Genomic DNA, 16,486 nt, shown 5'->3' with positions numbered 1-16,486 from the left:
TGGCATGATCTACCGTACCACTTACCAGGCTGCAAGAGTTATTGCCCCAAAAATGGAAGCTATTTTTGCGCAGCATCTTAATGCGGCCAGTGAAAGCGGTGAAGAAGATCTGGCTCCGCTGCCTACAGCAAATGTAGTAGAAGCCATTATTGATGCTACTTTCTGGGCAAGTTTACGTAAAGAAGAAGGGCATTCCCCAAAAATATCTCTTGCTTTTTTACCACCTCAACAAGCCGGCAACCCCCTTCTTTTTAAACAGCGGCTGCCTTTAAACCCAGGTACACTTACTAAAATTGCACCAGGTGTAGAGCGTGCCGGTATCCACCTGGGTATCTGGATAGAAGAAGGAGAATTATATGTCTGGGGAACGACAGTCAGCATTCCTAATTTTTGTTTTGTAGTAGATGTTTCTGAACCAGCTTTACTGGTCATTAAACACCGAAGGATCTATGGTTTCGGAAAATTCACCAATCTGGCAGTTTTAAAGGGCGATCAGGTTAAGGTGGTTGATGGGCATCCGATCAGTTTACCCGATTGTCCGCCTGTGCTTTTGTCGCTGCTCGACCTCACTGCACCTTCCTACTGGAACGATTCGGTGAATGTGCTGATTCAGCTGGCCGTTTCTATGCGGGCGCATGGGCGTGGCGGTACTTTGCTGGTTGTGCCAAATGAAACCAGGAACTGGTTGCAATCCATTATCAAGCCCATACAGTATGGAATACAGCCCTCTTTCACCGGTTTATCCAAATTGTTACAACAGGACAGAAAAGAAGCCAGCCAGATCTTTTGGCAAACAGCTCTGAAACGGGAGGTGGAACACCTGGCCGGACTTACTGCTGTTGATGGGGCGACGGTGATCAGTACAGATTATGAACTTTTGGCTTTTGGCGCTAAAATAGGCCGTGCCAAAGGCAAAGAGAATGTTGATGAACTCTCTTTCTCGGAACCGATTGTGGGGGGCGCTGCAATTGTCATGCACCCCGCAAAAGTGGGGGGTACGCGGCATCTTTCTGCTGCACAGTTTATTCATGATCAAAGGGATGCTACTGCATTGGTAGCCTCTCAGGACGGGCATTTTACCATTTATACCTGGTCGCAACACCAAAACCGGGTACAGGCACACCGGATTGATACTTTACTGCTGTAAGTTTTAAGAAAAAATTATTGCCCCAATGATCACGCTGAGGAGCAATGCGATCATTACCATGCGATCTACATTAATCCAGTCTTTTCGGCTCAGGGGTTTTTCTTTTTTTTCTTCCTTTTGCCTTGCAAAAACCTGAAGAATAGAATGGAGTTTGATTAACATAGGTAAATGTATTTAATAGATGTATTCAGATAATATCAAACTGTAAGCCATAATTCTCAAAACCTGTGGAATTGTTGATAACTTTTATTTTTTTATTTTTTCACTGACAAAATCTGCTTTTTTTATTTCCATAATAAAATTATTGTACTGATAATCAGACTTCTAAATCTTGTTTTGTATTTTATATAGTACTATGTATTGCATATTACTATATAAAACATATAACTTTGTATAATGATAGCAGAAAATACGCAAACACAAATGCGGAAGGGCATACTGGAATACTGTGTGCTGCTTATAATATCGAGAGGTGAAATTTATGCTTCCGATATCATTACCGAATTGAAACAGGCTAAACTGTTGGTAGTAGAGGGTACGCTTTATCCACTGCTTACCCGCCTAAAGAACAATGGTTTACTGAGCTACAATTGGGTAGAGTCTACTTCCGGACCACCACGTAAATATTACGTGCTCACTGAAGATGGCAAGGCCATTTTAAAACAGCTTGACAATACCTGGCAGGAACTGGCTTATGCCATCAATACTTCAAAAAAAGTGGCTGACCAGAATTCAAAGGATCAATTAATTTAACCAGACCATGAAGAAAACACACAACATAAATATTGGGAACTCTATTGTTCATATAGAAGAGGACGCCTACGAAATGCTTACCCTTTACCTGAACGAAGTGAAGCAGCATTTTGCAAGGAATGCAGACGATTTTGAGATTGTAAAGGATATTGAGAACAGGATAGCCGAAATGTTTGCCGAAATGCTTGCTGCACAGCAAAAGCAGGTGATCAGTACAGCAGACGTGCAGGCTGTAATTCAACAGATGGGTTCTGTAAAGGATTTTGAAAACTCTGAAGAATCCGATGAGGGTTATACGGCCCCGCCAGAATTTGACCCGATTAAAAAACTATACAGGGATACAGACCAGGCCATGATAGCTGGTGTTTGTGCAGGCATGGCGCATTACCTGGATATAGAGGTGAAATGGACCAGACTGTTTACTTTTCTGATCATTTTTCTTTTCGGGGCAGGTATATTGGCCTATATCATTTTCTGGATCATGGTGCCCAAGGCTACAACCAGATTTGAACGCATGTCTATGTATGGCGAAGAACCTACCCTGCGCGGCTTTGCCAACAGTCAGCACCCCCTCGTTAAACAGTCGCGCGGCTTTATTGCCGAATTTTTTGATGTGCTGGCCAACTTTCTCCAGGGTAGTGGTAAGCTGATCCTTAAAATTATTGCAGTGGGCATAGCCATTTTTGGATCGATGGTATTGTTAGGGCTTATTGTGACCATCGCTGCTTTATTTGGCTTCTGGGATGCCAATGTGTTTACTTATTTTCCACTGAACATCATTAACCAGGAATATATTCCGGCCATTTTCTTAGCCTTCTTTACAGTAATCGGCATACCTGTTCTGGCCCTTATCCTGTTTTCTATACGCGTGGCCTTCAATGGCAGGGCCATTCATAAAACCTTTTCTTTTGGTTTACTCATCGTCTGGCTTGGCGGTGTGGTGTTCAGCATCTTTTATATCGCTAAAATATCTTCTGAATTTAAAGAGCATGCCGAGTTTACGCAGGTGACTGAATTTAAACCTTATAAAGTCTATACCCTGGAGATCGACAGGTCGCGCTTTTTTACGAAGGAAGACAGCCTGAACTATCGGATAGATCCTAAGGATTATAAGGGAAGAAGGATCTTAAATGAACTTGATGGGGCTTTTGACATTCCCAGAAACATTAAACTGAAGATTGAAAAAAGTGAGGATGATAAAGTGACTTTGGTCCAGAATTATAAATCTCAGGGAAAGACTTTTGAAATTGCCTTGCAGCATGCCAAGAACATTCAATACAACTACCTGCAGCAGGATTCCCTGCTTACTTTTAGCCCGATACTACAACTCAAGCCTGGACTGAACTGGCGCGGACAGGAAATAGAGCTGCTGCTTAAGGTTCCTGCAGGTACCATTTTGAACATCAGGCGCGAACTTGAATGGTACCTTGCCGGTTACGACTACGGGCGTTGCCATGAAGAGGCGAGAGGTGACCAATATAACGAATGGATTATGACCCCATCTGGCCTGGAATGTAAAAATCCAGTTGTGGCGCCTTCAAAACACGAAGATTAATTATTTAACAGTATAGCGGTAGACATAGCGGCCAATATTGCCATGCTTGTCTACCCCTTCAATTACAGCCTTATAAGTACCCTTGCCATCTGCATTGTAAAACTCGAATGAAAGTCCCCCTTCAGCCGTGGTAACCACCTTAGGGTTCCAGTAAATGGTGGTCCTCAGGTCGTTAAAGTTATAGGTAGCAGCAGCGTTCACGTATTTCGGAGAATAGAATTCACGCTGTTTGCTGTAGCCTTTAGGTTTAAGCTTTAATACACTTGGGTCAGGAATCAGCTTTTTAAACTCTTCCATACTCATTTTGGTTCCCTTAGGAATTTTCTTGGTATTGATGACCAGTACACCATTGGTATTGTACATCCTGTTTACCGTACCCAGTTCGTCTTTTGTAAATACCTCTACATTTTCCACATCAGCAGCCTGTACACTGGAAAGTCCAAAGTAATCAATTGGCATGCCGTTCAAAAATATCTGTACAGGGACCCTGCTACCTTGCTGGTAATCCCTGCTTACATAAAAATTGTTCTCGTAAAAGGTTAAACCTGTAGCCATGCTCTGTAAACAAAGTGCCAGAATGTTACATCCCGAGAAACGTTCACCCTCTATGACAGTTCCTGAAATGGAGCTTAGGCCCGATAAGGCGGGATAATCAGCATGACTGGGCCTTTTGGCTTTAGCCCCTTCAATTTTTACCTCTTTAAGCGTACGAAGGTAGTTGTATTTTCTTTTGCTGTTGTTCAGGTAGGAGGACATGGTACTGTCAATGTTGCTGATCTCATCAGCAGGATAAGGATTGCCGGATACCTGCGGGGCTGGCTGTCCATCCAGCATGATCATCGGCCCCTGTCCGTTAACACTATATTTTGCGTTGATCACTACATCTGATGAATCCTGAAAAGTAAGGTTCTGAAAGGCAAAGATTCCGGAAGGACTGGTTTGTATTTCTGCTGCCTGGGTGGTTCCGGGAACCGTTAAACGCAATATCCCTTTTCTTACGGGCATACCCGTCCTGTCCCTCAGGGTTCCCGTCAAAGTCATACTTTGTTCAGGTAAAAAGGTAATCGGCGGATATTTATTGGCCAGGATCTCCTTATAGGCATAACGGCGAAAGCCCTGCGTCAGCATCAGTACATCCAGATCGGCCAGCTTCTTCGCATTGGTTTTGTTGAAATAATAATTTGGTTTTTCTACATAACCCTTCAGGTCAGAAGTCAATAACAATGAACTTAAAATGGTGATCTCTGAATTTTCATCTACCGGAACTTTTTGCTCATCGGTAACAGCGATTGAGAAAAATCCTTCCGACAGCTGTGCACCATTTTTGGCGGTTACAGCAAGTTTAACTTTCTGGCGTGGTTTGTAAGTTGGCAAGTCACTTTTAAGGCCCAGTTTCAGCCCATCCGGCTGATAGTTAAAGGCCAGCCTTTCACTCACCGGCTCACCGGCCTCATTAAACAAAGTGATCTGAACAATGCCTGCCGGAAATTTATCTTTAGGGATCTTTGCTGTAGTTACCTGTGTATTTAACCGGGTTTTTGCAGCGTAATAGATAATGGCACCATTGGTGGCTACTATAAAGAAAGTTTTGCCTTTACCGGCCTGAAAGTAGGCGTCGTTGGCAATGATCTTTAAATTAAAAGCAGTAGAATCTGTATTGTTTACCTGGGCTGTTATCCCGGATGCTATACTTTTAGGCAGGTCGAAGCTTTTGGTACTGCCATCATTAAAAATAACATTTGCTTTATAAGATTTTCCTGCTTCTGCATTGATGTAAAAAGAACCCATACCCAGGTGGGTAGAACTAAAATCGATGAGCTTATTGCCCCCCTCATCTGTCACGCTACCTTTCAGGTCAACGCCCTGCCCTTTGCCGTTAATGGCTTTAAAGCCGATACGTGAAGCAATGCCCGTAATCAGTTCGCCCCCTTCCGGAAAGAACTGGAGGTCGTTGGCTGCAGCAGTTACAGGTTTAAACTTAAAAGAATTGGTAACTACGTCTTTCTCTGTAAGACTAAGATCGGTGATCAGTTCTCCGTTTTTAATCTTTTCGCTCTTACGGGGATCTATCTTGATCCTTAAAATTCCATTCTGGTCCGTTGTTCCTTTACCTTTTGCAATAACATCATAATTCGACAGCACTCTCCAGTTCACTGCTTTGTTGGTTTGCACTACATTGTCGCGGTTTTTAAACTGAATGGTTGCATCTATGACCTGACTTTTGTCGGTCTCGGTAGCTTTATAGCTAAAATGTGTGTTCAATTGTTTATCAATCGCCTCGCCAATGGCCATGTTCTTACTAAAAAAATAGTCCTCTCCAAAGTTCAGCATCCAAAGGGTATAAGCTTTTATGTAATAGTTCCCCTGCTGGTAAGTACCCACATTAAGCGGTATATTTCCGTAGGCCATACCACCCAGAACCGGTAGTTTTAAACTCTGTACCAGGGAGTCGCGGTCGTTGATCACATCAACATAAACGATTTTGCTAAGCTGGGAAAGCAGGTTTTGTTCCATGGTAAGGTAGGCCTTAAACCAGATGGTATCTGCCACACTGTAATAAGGTTTATCAAAATGGAGGTATACCTTTTCTACAGGCCGCTCATCGGTCAGTTTTTTTGTTTTCTTTATGATGTTGTCTAAAACAACGCTATCCTGTTGCGCAAAGGCTGAAAACTGCAGGGTAGTAAAAAATATCAGAAAGGCAATTGTAAATTTTATAAATCTCATCAAACTGGGTATGTACAATTAATATTGCTAATATATTCATTTATGGAGTGAATAGGTTAATAACCTTGCATCTTTAACATTTTTTGACAGTTAATTATTTTTTATTATGCATGCATAGTTATATATTAGCTAAAACATACCTCAGGCAAATATTGTTGTAAGGTATAATGAACAGATTTTTTTATTAACTAACCTAATTCCTAACAAAATCCATCTCTAACACAAATACCAATGAAGACAATTTTACTGAGTTTTTTACTGATAATTCCTGTATTGGGGTTCTCACAATCGTTCCAGGTTAACCTTCAGGGACAAAAGCAAACTGCAATGGGCGGCGCTGGTGCAGGTCTGGCACTCGACGAAGCTGCTGTATTTTTTAATCCGGGAGCGGTCTCTTTTCTCAAACAAAACGGGGTGCAGGCGGGGGCACATGCCATTTTCCTAAAAACGGCCTTTAACGAAACCGGCTCGCCGCTAACCGAGTACAATAAAAACAAGGTGCCGACACCTTTTGCAGCCTATGCTGTTTTTGGTTCGCCGGAAGGTCATCTACGTTTCGGAATTGGTGCCTATACACCTTTTGGGGGTGCCATGCACTGGAACGAAGACTGGACAGGAAAATATACGGTTACTTCGCTTGATCTGCGTGCCATTTATATACAGCCTACCATCAGTTTAAAAATTACCGACAATATAGGTATTGGTGGTGGTTTGGTTTATGCACTGGGGCATGTAGACCTTAAGAAAGCCATACCTTATACAAATAACGGGCAACAGGCCACTGCCCAGCTAAAGGGTGATTCAAAAGATTTTGGCTGGAATGCCGGTATCTTTATCAAAACTGTCTCAGGAGTGTCTGTTGGTGTTACCCACCGTTCGCAGGTAACGGCCAAAGTAGAAAATGGAGAAGCCAATTTCTTTAATCCACCAGCTTCGGTTGTTCCTTTGCTGCCCACTAAGTTTAATGCAACCTTACCGCTGCCCGCTACCAGTACTGTTGGTTTTGGCTTTTACCCTTCTGCAAAAACAACCATTGCACTGGACGTGAACTGGGTATGGTGGCATACTTATAAAGACCTGGGTTTTTATTATGACAATGGTACACAAACCGTATCGCCACGCAATTATCACGACGCTGCCACTTTTCGTGCAGGCATCCAAAATGAGACTACCTCTTTCTTAACCTTAAGGGCAGGTGTGGGTTATGCCTTATCTCCTGTCGGAGAAGGCTATGTTACGCCGGAAGTACCCGATGCAAACAGGTTATTATTAAGTGCGGGTATTGGTCTTAAACCATCTGAGCGGTTCAATATTGATTTTTCTTTTCTGTATGAAAACGTAAAATCCAGAACTGAGACCAATATAGAGACCAACCTGAGCGGTACATTTAAAACCGTAGCCTATATCCCGGGGATGGCTTTATCTTATAAATTTTAATTTTCAAAAAGCAACATTATGAAATCAACATACTTTTATAAAGGACTGCTGGCACTTTCCATTATTGGACTTGCATCTTGTAAACCTACTATTGACACGGTTGCCCCCGTTAAAGGCAATGCCGATTTTAGCCGTTATATTGCATTGGGCAATTCGCTTACAGCAGGTTTTGCAGATGGGGGCCTGTATTTGGAAGGACAAAAAAATTCTTATCCTGAAATGATTGCCGCACAAATGAAATCAGTTGGCGGTGGCAGTTTCAGTACCCCTTTTTTCCCGGATGCCCAATTTAACGGATCGGGTTACCTTAAGCTTACTGCCCTGACCAATGGCGTGCCTACCATTGCGAAAGAAACTTCCAATCTGGCTATCCGTGCACAGGTGGGGGGTGTTAACTTATTTACACGGTATACCGGCAATATCGAAAATTTTGGTGTGCCGGGCATTAAACTGATCCATGCCAATATACAAGGGTATGGAACGTTGAACAATTACTTTGAACGTTTACTAACCGATGCTACGGTAGGTACAACTACCTATATGGATTTTGTAACTGCAAAGCCCTGGACATTTTTTAGTTGCTGGCTGGGGAACAACGATATCCTGAGTTATGCAAGTTCGGGTGCGGCGGCAGATGCGCCTACACCTAAAGCTACTTTCTCTGGTGCTTACAGTGCTGTAATAACCAAACTCACTTCAAAGGGTGCAAAAGGAGTGGTAGCTACCATTCCGGATGTAACGAATATTGCTTATTTCAGGACCGTAACTTTAAAAACATTACTGGCGGCCATTAATGCAACTCCGGCAGGAGCTGCCGTAAAAGACATTTATATTCAGCCAGGTACCGGAGCGGCAAGGGCGGCTACGGCAGAGGACCTGTTTACCCTGCCACTAAGTTCTGATAACGTAATGGGTAAGCCAAATGGTCTTGGTATTCCTTACGGTCTGGATCCGCGCAATCCGGTTGAAAGTAAGTATGTACTGGATAAAGCAGAAATTGCTGTTGTGAACGATTATGTTGCAGCTTACAATACCAGCATCAAAAGTATAGCCAGTGCAAATAATTTAGCCGTTATGGATGCCTATGCCTTGTTAAATGAGTATGCGGCTGGAAAAGCGATTAATGGCATACCCGTTAGCGCAGCTTTTATCCAGGGAAACATGTTTTCGTTGGATGGGGTCCACTTAACCCCACTGGGTTATGCCATAACAGCCAACGGGTTTATTAAGGCCATCAATGCCAAATATGGTTCAAGTATTCCAATTGTAGATGTAACCAGGTACAGAGGGGTTAAATTTCCTTAATTTTTTATTGTAAATATAAGAAAAGCCCCTATGCGATGCGCTTAGGGGCTTTTTGCTATCTGGCAGTTTCGCTGTAGCCGCTCAGGTTATAAGTAACCGGAACCGTGCTGTTACCGACCCTGTAAATTCCAAATTTGAAGTAATAGCCATCGTCATCGTTACGTCCGATCAGGATTTCCTGCTGGTTTACGATATGCGCTTTTTGTGGTTTCTTATTCTTAGTATAAGTCATCATCACATCCAGCTTGCCTGGTTTCAAAATTGTATTGGCCTCTTTTCCATATTTCGTCCAGTCTATGGCGACATCAAAAGTAATCCAGCAATCTTTAGGGAACTGGGCAAAGGGCATTTTATAGGCAATGGTAGAAGTTTTGTATTCCGAGGAATAGGGCTTCATTACTTCGCTATTCTCGGGATTGGCATTGTTGCGGTCGGCTTTGTCGGTAAGCCACTGCCGGTCGGAGTTTGCCTTGATGTAAAAATACCCTTTAGAAAAACCAAAGGCCAGGGGTGGATAACCACCTTGTTCTACCTTCCAGCCATTTGGCTTTCCGGCTACATAAGTAATTTTTCCGTCCTTATCCTTTTTTTCTACTTTATCATGAGCGATATTTTTTTTGAAGATCATGCGGTCGTATAAGGCCAAAAACTCTTCTATGCTCAGTGTTTTAATTTCTCCCTCTGGTGTAGCTACTAGCGTTCTGCTGGGTGCACCATGCCATTGGGCAAAAATAGTAGTCGCATTGTCGGGGAAGGAGGAGGGTATGTACACTGAAAAGGTATAGCTGCGGGAGCTCCCCTGTTCACAAATCCCTTTGCCGTAATGATAAACGGTTTTTAGCTTTTGCGCATTTTGGTATACGCTTGGGGGAAATTTCTTAAAATCATTGGTGGTTGCATAGCTGTACGACAATTCTATACGACCCTTTGTTTCTCCTGCAGCATAACCTTCAAGCGAATTGTCTTCGGCTTTAAGCTCAAAGCGATAGGATGGTTTTCCATTAAAACGCAGTTTATCGTCATATTGTAATGCATAGGGTTTATTGATGCCTACTGCCACCCATTTGTTGTCAATAATCTCGCTCTGCTTAGCACTGTCGGCCTGCACATTTACCCGGTAAGGGATGTTACCGGATTTTTTTTGCTGGGCGTAAGCCGAACAGAGGAACAGTTGCTGAAGTACAATCAGATATAGAATTTGTTTTTTCATCTGTCTTTAGTTTTTATTGGTTATTTACCCAAAAATACGCTGAAAGGGAAATGCGACATTCTGGTATTGTATTAAATGCTTTCACTTTGGTTGAAAGCGGATGAATTGCTGTCTGTTTACAGGCTGGTTCTGCCTTTGTTCGGAGATGGTTCTGCCTTTGCTCCCAAAAGGTACCTTTTTCCAAAGCAAGGGCTAAGGAGAGGTAAACTAAATAATTGGTTGTCTGTTTTTAGCTTGTCCAAAAAACAAAGCCACCAAAGATATGTTTTGGTATGAGGGTGTTAAAACAATAACCGATATATCTTTTTTATCCTATGGAAATCAAATACACTAAAGTATTAGCTCGAAACATCCTGCTTACTTTTCTGGTCTTCTCAATTATTTTTGCGGTAGCCGCACTTTTTTTATACAATAACATTACTAAAAAACTGGCGGGTATTTCTGAACTGGCCAGCCATATTGATCGTGAACAGGAAAAACCCGAACGGGCGCTGATCCTGCTCCAGCAAGCAGAAGATGATTTCCAGCAGTACCTTTTAGACATCAATAGCAAGAAGGATATAGATTACAGGAAGAATTTGTCTCTGGCTTTTTATGAAGTTGATGCATTGCTTCATGAAAATAAGAATATTGCCTACTTAACGGTGGCGCAAAGGGATAAAATGAAACAATTGAATCAAAAAAGGTTAAAACTTTCGAAAGAATTTATCCTGCTCAAACATGATTTTGATTCCCTATTGTCGGTATATGCTAAATTTAACGATAAAACAAACTCAGATCTGAATGGTAAAAAACCAATCCTTTCACCGGCGAAAATAAATCAGACGGATACCATTAAAAAGCTAATACCGCTGGAAAAAAGAAGCTTTTTTAAAAGGATAAAAGATGCGATACTAAATAGAGATACTTCAAGAGCAACCAGGGTTATAGAAATTCGCCCTAAAGATTCCGGTAGCGCTGCCTTTATCAGCAAAAATACGATAAACATTTACGGGCAGGCTTATGCAAAAAGATTATTGCAATTGAACAAACAGAATGCTAAGCTTTTAGAGATGCACAGAAACCTCATTTCTCTTAGTATTCATACGAGCAGTGAACTCAGGCGCATCAATAATGGTGTCAGAGAGATCAATGCTAATATGGCCGAAAACCTGAAGAGAATGGCTTTTAAAAACTACCGTGAAACTACAGCGCTGCTTACCAAGGTTCATCTTGCTGCGTTATTACTTTTGCTGCTGTTCGGTACCTTACTGATCATATTTATTATTCAGCTTAACAGGTCGGAACAACATTTGAGAAAAGAAAATAAGCGTTCAGGTATTCTTGCCCGGCAAAAAATGGATTTGTTAAACCGGATGAGCCATGAAATACGTAATCCTTTGAATGCCATTAAAGGATTTCTTTACGTATTTAGCAGAACTAATCTTTCTAAAGAGCAAACAACGATGATCGACTCCATAAAACTCTCGTCAGACATGCTGCTTCAAACCCTTGACGATACACTGGATGCGGCAAAAATGGAAAACAGTGAGTTTAAGATAAACAAGGAGCCCTTTAATCCGGACCTGACCCTTCGAAAGGTTATACAAAATATGGAATATGGGGCAGCTGGAAAGAACCTGAGCATAGCTTATTTTTATTCCGGAAACCCTGAGACCATAGTTAACGGAGACAGTTTCAGACTTAAACAAATCCTGGTTAATCTACTCAGCAATGCTATAAAATATACTAAAGAAGGAGGGATTATTGTGACCGCAGAAATGAGCAATGACAAACTATATGTTGCGGTTAAAGATACAGGCGCCGGTATCAGTTTAGAACAACAATCCGGACTGTTCTCCAAATATTACCAAACAAATTCCTCAAAAGGACAAACAGGGACAGGATTGGGTTTATTTATTTGTAAACAACTCGTGGAATTACAAAATGGAAAGATTCATGTAGAAAGTATGTCAGGCATTGGCAGTACTTTTAGCTTTTATATACCATACAAAAAAGCTGAACATAAGTTACCTATCAAGCATGATCAGGAAAATCCTTTGTTGTTTGCTGATGATCTGCTATTGCTTAATGAACGGAGTGTTTTGTTTGTTGATGACAGTAAGCTCAATCTGATTTTTCTTAAAATGATGACCAGCAAATGGAATTTAAAATTTCGGGAAGCCTCTAATGGCAAGCAGGCCTTGGCCATTATTGCTAAGCATAAAATAGATATTGTCTTAACTGATATTCAAATGCCCGAAATGGACGGATATGAATTGTTGTCGGCTATAAGATCATTGGCTGAACCTTTTAACCGTTTGCCTGTAATCGCCGTTAGTGGAGAATCTGGTCTTGAAAGCGAAAAAAAACTCATTAAAAAAGGCTTTTCAGGCCTGATAAATAAGCCGGTTGATGAACAAATTTTGAAACAACAACTACTTAAGGTAATAAAATCAAACTTGAAAGATCAGCTTTCTAAGTTGAGCAGCGAATAGCAAGGTAACAAGTAGAAACAAATCAGGCCCTAATTTTCCAAATACGTAAGCAACCCATTATCCCTATAACTATAATACTCATCAAACTCAATAACAATATGATCTAAGAGTACCATACTGATGCCGCAGGCAGCAGTAATCAGCCTGATGTTGTATAGCAGATCCGTACTGTTGGCCTGATAATAACCATCGGTATAGCTTACCAGCACCATAGATAAGCACTGGTGCTGCAAAGCGGTTTGCAGGATGTTTTTGATTTCGCCGAAGCCTTCCCTTGCAGCACCCGTTTTTTGGGTATGCTTTAAGGTACCAGAACCATCAAACAGCATCAGCCAGTAACCGCTTTGCCCGAGGCCAATTACTTCTTTTGCCATTTTGCAGGTATGGTAACTGTGGCCTGGAATATACTGTCGGTTTAAAGGGTTTTTGCTGCGGCTATAAAAGTTTTCAGGTTCGAGCAGCAGGTAAGCTGTTGGGGTAATTGAAGTGTACATTTTTCTATGAATTGGTTATTGTAAATATAAGCAATTCAAGCCGGCATAGCCAATATTTTTGCTAATATTTTTAGTAAATAATTTGCAAATGCTGTAACTATTGGCTTAGCTTTGTGTGGGGATAAAATGTTATGAAAGAGAAAATTGCAAAGGAGGTCAGATTGAGCCAATTTGATATGCAACGGGGAGATATTAAAAAACTGATGCCTATTGTTAAAGAGGCATTGCTGCATAAAATGTGGTTATACAATACCTATAGTGGCAAATGGTTTACGCCTGAAGAGTTTCAGGCCACGCACGAAGACAGGGAGTACAATAACTTTGATATCAGGGGTATTCTTGAACATACGGTAATCCGCCACCCTAGGGCAGGAATAAGGGCTTACCACAAAGAATTGAACGAACGGATCATAAAAATGGAAACAGAAACCAGAGCGCTGAGAGAAAAAGGAGAAGAGTTTACCAACAAGGTGATTGCGTATTACCAGGATAAGTAGTTACCAGGATATTAGGTGACCAAAAAACAGCAAAATTTTGATTACCACCATATTGCGAATATTAAATAAGTTTGGGTTAACTAATGAAAACTCAAAAAATAAAAAAACTATGGCAAGAGAACTCTCCATAACCGATCAAAAAGTATTTAAAAGAATTCTGGGCGAAAAATGTGACCAGCTTTATGCAGAAGCGTTAAAAAAATGCACTATAATGGTTGATTCCTGGAAAACAAAACCACCAAAAAATAAAGGAAATGCCATTTTTAATTTATACGACATGCTTGAACAAGTGAACGTTGTAACTGATAGAATTGATTTTAATGATTATGACTATTTCAGGCTTTCCAGAATTGTGGCAACTGGTATGCTCACTGAAGAAGAGATGACAGAGGTATCTGAAAAGGGCAGGCTAAGGATAATGAGGGATGCAGAGGCATTTAGGCAAAAATATCTAAACCAGGCGGCCAAATCTGAAATGGACCTGGCTATATAAATTGCTAATTAGAAAATTTATTTTCTTTTAAAAACAGGCATTGAATATAACTATAGGCCTGTTTTTGTGGCTAAATGCCTGAGTGTTAAGTGTACACTAAGAAAATAAATCTGATAAATTCTCTCTTGGTATTGTGAATTATATATAGACTTGCGAAAATTTTTAAGTAAATTTATACAAGGGATAAACCTAATATAATGGCTGCTTACAGCACATATACTGATCAGGAACTTATTGTTTTGCTTAAACAACGGGACGAGCTTGCTTTTGCGGAAGTGTACAACAGGCATTGGGATATGTTGTTTCAGCACTCGCGGAAAGTACTGGGTAGTGTGGACGAATCTAAAGACATGGTGCAGGATTTATTTGTTGCTTTCTGGACCAAGGCTGAACACCTGGATATCAAGACAAATCTAAAAGGCTACCTCTATAAAGCCGCAAGGAACCGGATCCTTAACCATATTCGTAATAAAAAAGTTAACCATGATTTTATAGATGTTATTGCCGCCCAGATGGACCAGTATGAAAATACAACTCTTGACGGTATTAATGAACGGGAATTGATGGTATTAATTGATCAGGAGATTGCCATGTTACCACCCAAAATGAAACTTGCATTTGAAATGAGCAGGAAAGACTTTCTGACCAATAAAGAAATTGCAGCTGAGCTGGGGATTTCGGAAGATGCAGTTAAACAACAGATTTCGCGATCTATGAAGGTGCTGCGGTTAAAATTGGGTAAGTATTCAGGTCTGTCTATTGTATTGATCAGTTTAATGCATCAAAAGCCTTAAAACAACTGATTTGGCTATTGTTAACCTAATGTTAAAATTATTTTAATAAAAATGTCACCAGGCTGGTTGGTAAGTGTCTTGTATTTAGTTGGATGATTATGAAAAATTCAAAACAGCAAACAGAACGTTTAATAGATGCTTACCTATCAGGTGAAGCAACGGCTGAAGAGCGCAACCAATTAGAGCGCCTATATGCAAATGCTACACTGAATGCTGCATATGTTGATGATCTGGAAGTAGACCAGATTCATCAGTTAAAAAAAGAAAGCCTGTTAAAGGTGATCACAGAAATTCGTAAAGAAAAAAACAAACGTTTTACCATCGTTAAAAGGATTGTCGCTATAGCCGCTGCGGTAGCAGCCATTGTGTTTGGGGTGTTCTTATTTAAAGCGCCAGGTAAACCTGAACCTGGTTCAGGTTCTGCAAACTATACCAACGACATTGCCCCGGGTAAAAACACCGCAACCCTTACCCTTGCCAATGGTAAAACCATTCTCCTAAGCGATGTTAAAACCGGGGTAATTGTTGCAGGGAACAGTTTGAAATATAATGACAACACCGTCATCTCGACCGAAGGGAGAGATCTCTCGTCGCTTCGCTCTGCCGAGATGACGAGTTTAAGCACCCCACGCGGTGGTATGTACCAGATCACCTTACCAGATGGCAGCCGTGCCTGGTTAAACGCTGACACAAAAATTTCTTTCCCATCACAATTTATTGGTAAGGAACGCAAAATTTTGTTAATAAATGGAGAGGTGTATTTTGAGGTGGCTAAAAATAAGGGAAAGCCTTTTATAGTAGTAGCAGATCAACAAGAGGTAGAGGTACTGGGTACGCACTTTAACATTAGTGCCTACAAGGATGAAACGGGTTTAAAGACAACGCTGTTAGAAGGGAGTGTGAAAGTAACGTTACTTAATGGGAAACGTAGCAATGAGGGAACAGCCATATTAAAACCCAACCAACAATCCCTTGTCACGGAAAACTCCGGGATAAGTGTAAAGGAGGTAGATGCCAATAGTGCAATAGACTGGAAGGAAGGAACATTTGTATTTAACAAAGCAAGCCTTGAAGAAATACTCCGAAAGGTAACGCGCTGGTATGATGTAGATATTGTTGATCTGCGAAAACAGAAAGACCAAATCACTTTTACCGGAAAAATGTCCAGATACGATAACATCTCAAAAGTACTGTCAAAATTGGCTTTAACTGATGAGGTAAAGTTTAAAATTGACGGCAGGAAAATAATAGTACAATAATCATCTCTCTCATAACTATACCAATCAACTAACGGCAAAACCCTGATGGGAGATGCTAAATTACTAAACCAAAATAACCAAAGAAGATGAAAACACGATTACAGCAGAGAGAATAACAGAACCATAGGGAACTCATAAAAAAAGCCGGACAGTGCTGCAAACACAATCCGACTAAATATTGAGTTAACCCTTTCAAAAAACAGTGCGAACTATTTCATGTGTTAACCCAACTAAACAAAGGTAATGCTGTGCCACGCACTAAACAAAAGAAAAAGTTTAAAAGCTTTTAAGGCGATGGAGGAAGGCCCTCCACGCGCGATGACAGACATCGCGAGTAA

At 41.1% G+C, this 16,486-nt stretch carries 14 protein-coding genes; 10 read left to right on the top strand and 4 right to left on the bottom strand.

Annotation, left to right across the window (positions count from 1 at the left end; all coding sequences use genetic code 11):
• Window positions 1-4 precede the first annotated feature (4 nt).
• A complete protein-coding gene (locus HDC92_RS17180) occupies window positions 5-1,147 on the top strand; it encodes a putative sensor domain DACNV-containing protein (RefSeq protein WP_012780642.1) in 1,143 nt (380 codons plus the stop codon).
• Window positions 1,148-1,150: 3 nt separating this feature from the next.
• Here the strand turns inward: HDC92_RS17180 and HDC92_RS17175 are convergent, their stop codons facing one another.
• Window positions 1,151-1,309, bottom strand: coding sequence for a hypothetical protein (locus HDC92_RS17175; protein WP_012780643.1), 159 nt, complete (start codon window positions 1,307-1,309; stop codon window positions 1,151-1,153).
• A 234-nt stretch (window positions 1,310-1,543) separates the two neighbouring features.
• Between HDC92_RS17175 and HDC92_RS17170 the strand changes: the two genes are divergently transcribed.
• Together HDC92_RS17170 and HDC92_RS17165 are read left to right on the top strand one after the other, a co-directional pair.
• On the top strand, window positions 1,544-1,900 hold the full coding sequence (locus HDC92_RS17170) for a PadR family transcriptional regulator (protein ID WP_012780644.1): 357 nt from the start codon (window positions 1,544-1,546) through the stop codon (window positions 1,898-1,900).
• A 7-nt stretch (window positions 1,901-1,907) separates the two neighbouring features.
• Window positions 1,908-3,455, top strand: coding sequence for a PspC domain-containing protein (locus HDC92_RS17165; protein WP_183876287.1), 1,548 nt, complete (start codon window positions 1,908-1,910; stop codon window positions 3,453-3,455).
• Here HDC92_RS17165 and HDC92_RS17160 read toward each other — a convergent pair whose 3' ends face one another.
• Window positions 3,456-6,182 carry a carboxypeptidase regulatory-like domain-containing protein gene (locus HDC92_RS17160; protein WP_183876285.1) on the bottom strand — a complete coding sequence of 909 codons (2,727 nt, stop codon included), beginning with the start codon at window positions 6,180-6,182 and terminating at the stop codon, window positions 3,456-3,458.
• A 231-nt stretch (window positions 6,183-6,413) separates the two neighbouring features.
• On the opposite strand from HDC92_RS17160, the gene HDC92_RS17155 reads away from it, so the two are divergent.
• Entirely contained in the window at window positions 6,414-7,619 is a 1,206-nt protein-coding gene (locus HDC92_RS17155) for an OmpP1/FadL family transporter (RefSeq protein WP_183876282.1), read from the top strand.
• Between the two features lie 18 nt (window positions 7,620-7,637).
• Entirely contained in the window at window positions 7,638-8,924 is a 1,287-nt protein-coding gene (locus tag HDC92_RS17150) for an SGNH/GDSL hydrolase family protein (protein ID WP_183876280.1), read from the top strand.
• Between the two features lie 55 nt (window positions 8,925-8,979).
• On the opposite strand, the gene HDC92_RS17145 is transcribed toward HDC92_RS17150, so the two are convergent.
• Entirely contained in the window at window positions 8,980-10,134 is a 1,155-nt protein-coding gene (locus HDC92_RS17145) for a polysaccharide lyase (protein ID WP_012780649.1), read from the bottom strand.
• Between the two features lie 314 nt (window positions 10,135-10,448).
• Here HDC92_RS17145 and HDC92_RS17140 point away from each other — a divergent pair, with 314 nt between their 5' ends.
• Window positions 10,449-12,611, top strand: a complete 2,163-nt coding sequence (locus HDC92_RS17140; protein ID WP_183876278.1) for a hybrid sensor histidine kinase/response regulator — start codon at window positions 10,449-10,451, stop codon at window positions 12,609-12,611.
• A 29-nt stretch (window positions 12,612-12,640) separates the two neighbouring features.
• Here the strand turns inward: HDC92_RS17140 and HDC92_RS17135 are convergent, their stop codons facing one another.
• Window positions 12,641-13,105 carry a JAB domain-containing protein gene (locus HDC92_RS17135; protein ID WP_183876276.1) on the bottom strand — a complete coding sequence of 155 codons (465 nt, stop codon included), beginning with the start codon at window positions 13,103-13,105 and terminating at the stop codon, window positions 12,641-12,643.
• Between the two features lie 131 nt (window positions 13,106-13,236).
• On the opposite strand from HDC92_RS17135, the gene HDC92_RS17130 reads away from it, so the two are divergent.
• The 4 genes from HDC92_RS17130 to HDC92_RS17115 all read left to right on the top strand — a co-directional run bounded on the left by HDC92_RS17130 (window position 13,237) and on the right by HDC92_RS17115 (window position 16,148).
• Entirely contained in the window at window positions 13,237-13,602 is a 366-nt protein-coding gene (locus HDC92_RS17130; RefSeq protein WP_183876274.1) for a hypothetical protein, read from the top strand.
• A 37-nt stretch (window positions 13,603-13,639) separates the two neighbouring features.
• Window positions 13,640-14,095 carry a hypothetical protein gene (locus HDC92_RS17125; RefSeq protein ID WP_183876272.1) on the top strand — a complete coding sequence of 152 codons (456 nt, stop codon included), beginning with the start codon at window positions 13,640-13,642 and terminating at the stop codon, window positions 14,093-14,095.
• 197 nt (window positions 14,096-14,292) lie between these two features.
• Entirely contained in the window at window positions 14,293-14,889 is a 597-nt protein-coding gene (locus HDC92_RS17120) for an RNA polymerase sigma factor (protein ID WP_183876271.1), read from the top strand.
• Window positions 14,890-14,987: 98 nt separating this feature from the next.
• Window positions 14,988-16,148, top strand: a complete 1,161-nt coding sequence (locus HDC92_RS17115) for a FecR family protein (protein WP_183876269.1) — start codon at window positions 14,988-14,990, stop codon at window positions 16,146-16,148.
• The last annotated feature ends 338 nt before the right edge of the window (window positions 16,149-16,486 follow it).

Source organism: Pedobacter sp. AK017 (genome assembly GCF_014200825.1).
Taxonomy (GTDB): Bacteria; Bacteroidota; Bacteroidia; order Sphingobacteriales; family Sphingobacteriaceae; genus Pedobacter; species Pedobacter heparinus.
This window is presented reverse-complemented; position numbering and strand designations above follow the sequence as displayed.

What these genes read in the sequence shown, in the direction of transcription:
- HDC92_RS17120 (WP_183876271.1), top strand. Translation starts at nt 14,293, where the DNA reads ATGGCTGCTTACAGCACATATACTGATCAGGAACTTATTGTTTTGCTT.
- HDC92_RS17130 (WP_183876274.1), top strand. Translation starts at nt 13,237, where the DNA reads ATGAAAGAGAAAATTGCAAAGGAGGTCAGATTGAGCCAATTTGATATG.
- HDC92_RS17145 (WP_012780649.1), bottom strand. Translation starts at nt 10,134, where the DNA reads ATGAAAAAACAAATTCTATATCTGATTGTACTTCAGCAACTGTTCCTC.
- HDC92_RS17170 (WP_012780644.1), top strand. Translation starts at nt 1,544, where the DNA reads ATGATAGCAGAAAATACGCAAACACAAATGCGGAAGGGCATACTGGAA.
- HDC92_RS17115 (WP_183876269.1), top strand. Translation starts at nt 14,988, where the DNA reads ATGAAAAATTCAAAACAGCAAACAGAACGTTTAATAGATGCTTACCTA.
- HDC92_RS17165 (WP_183876287.1), top strand. Translation starts at nt 1,908, where the DNA reads ATGAAGAAAACACACAACATAAATATTGGGAACTCTATTGTTCATATA.
- HDC92_RS17175 (WP_012780643.1), bottom strand. Translation starts at nt 1,309, where the DNA reads ATGTTAATCAAACTCCATTCTATTCTTCAGGTTTTTGCAAGGCAAAAG.
- HDC92_RS17155 (WP_183876282.1), top strand. Translation starts at nt 6,414, where the DNA reads ATGAAGACAATTTTACTGAGTTTTTTACTGATAATTCCTGTATTGGGG.
- HDC92_RS17150 (WP_183876280.1), top strand. Translation starts at nt 7,638, where the DNA reads ATGAAATCAACATACTTTTATAAAGGACTGCTGGCACTTTCCATTATT.
- HDC92_RS17180 (WP_012780642.1), top strand. Translation starts at nt 5, where the DNA reads ATGATCTACCGTACCACTTACCAGGCTGCAAGAGTTATTGCCCCAAAA.
- HDC92_RS17160 (WP_183876285.1), bottom strand. Translation starts at nt 6,182, where the DNA reads ATGAGATTTATAAAATTTACAATTGCCTTTCTGATATTTTTTACTACC.
- HDC92_RS17140 (WP_183876278.1), top strand. Translation starts at nt 10,449, where the DNA reads ATGGAAATCAAATACACTAAAGTATTAGCTCGAAACATCCTGCTTACT.
- HDC92_RS17135 (WP_183876276.1), bottom strand. Translation starts at nt 13,105, where the DNA reads ATGTACACTTCAATTACCCCAACAGCTTACCTGCTGCTCGAACCTGAA.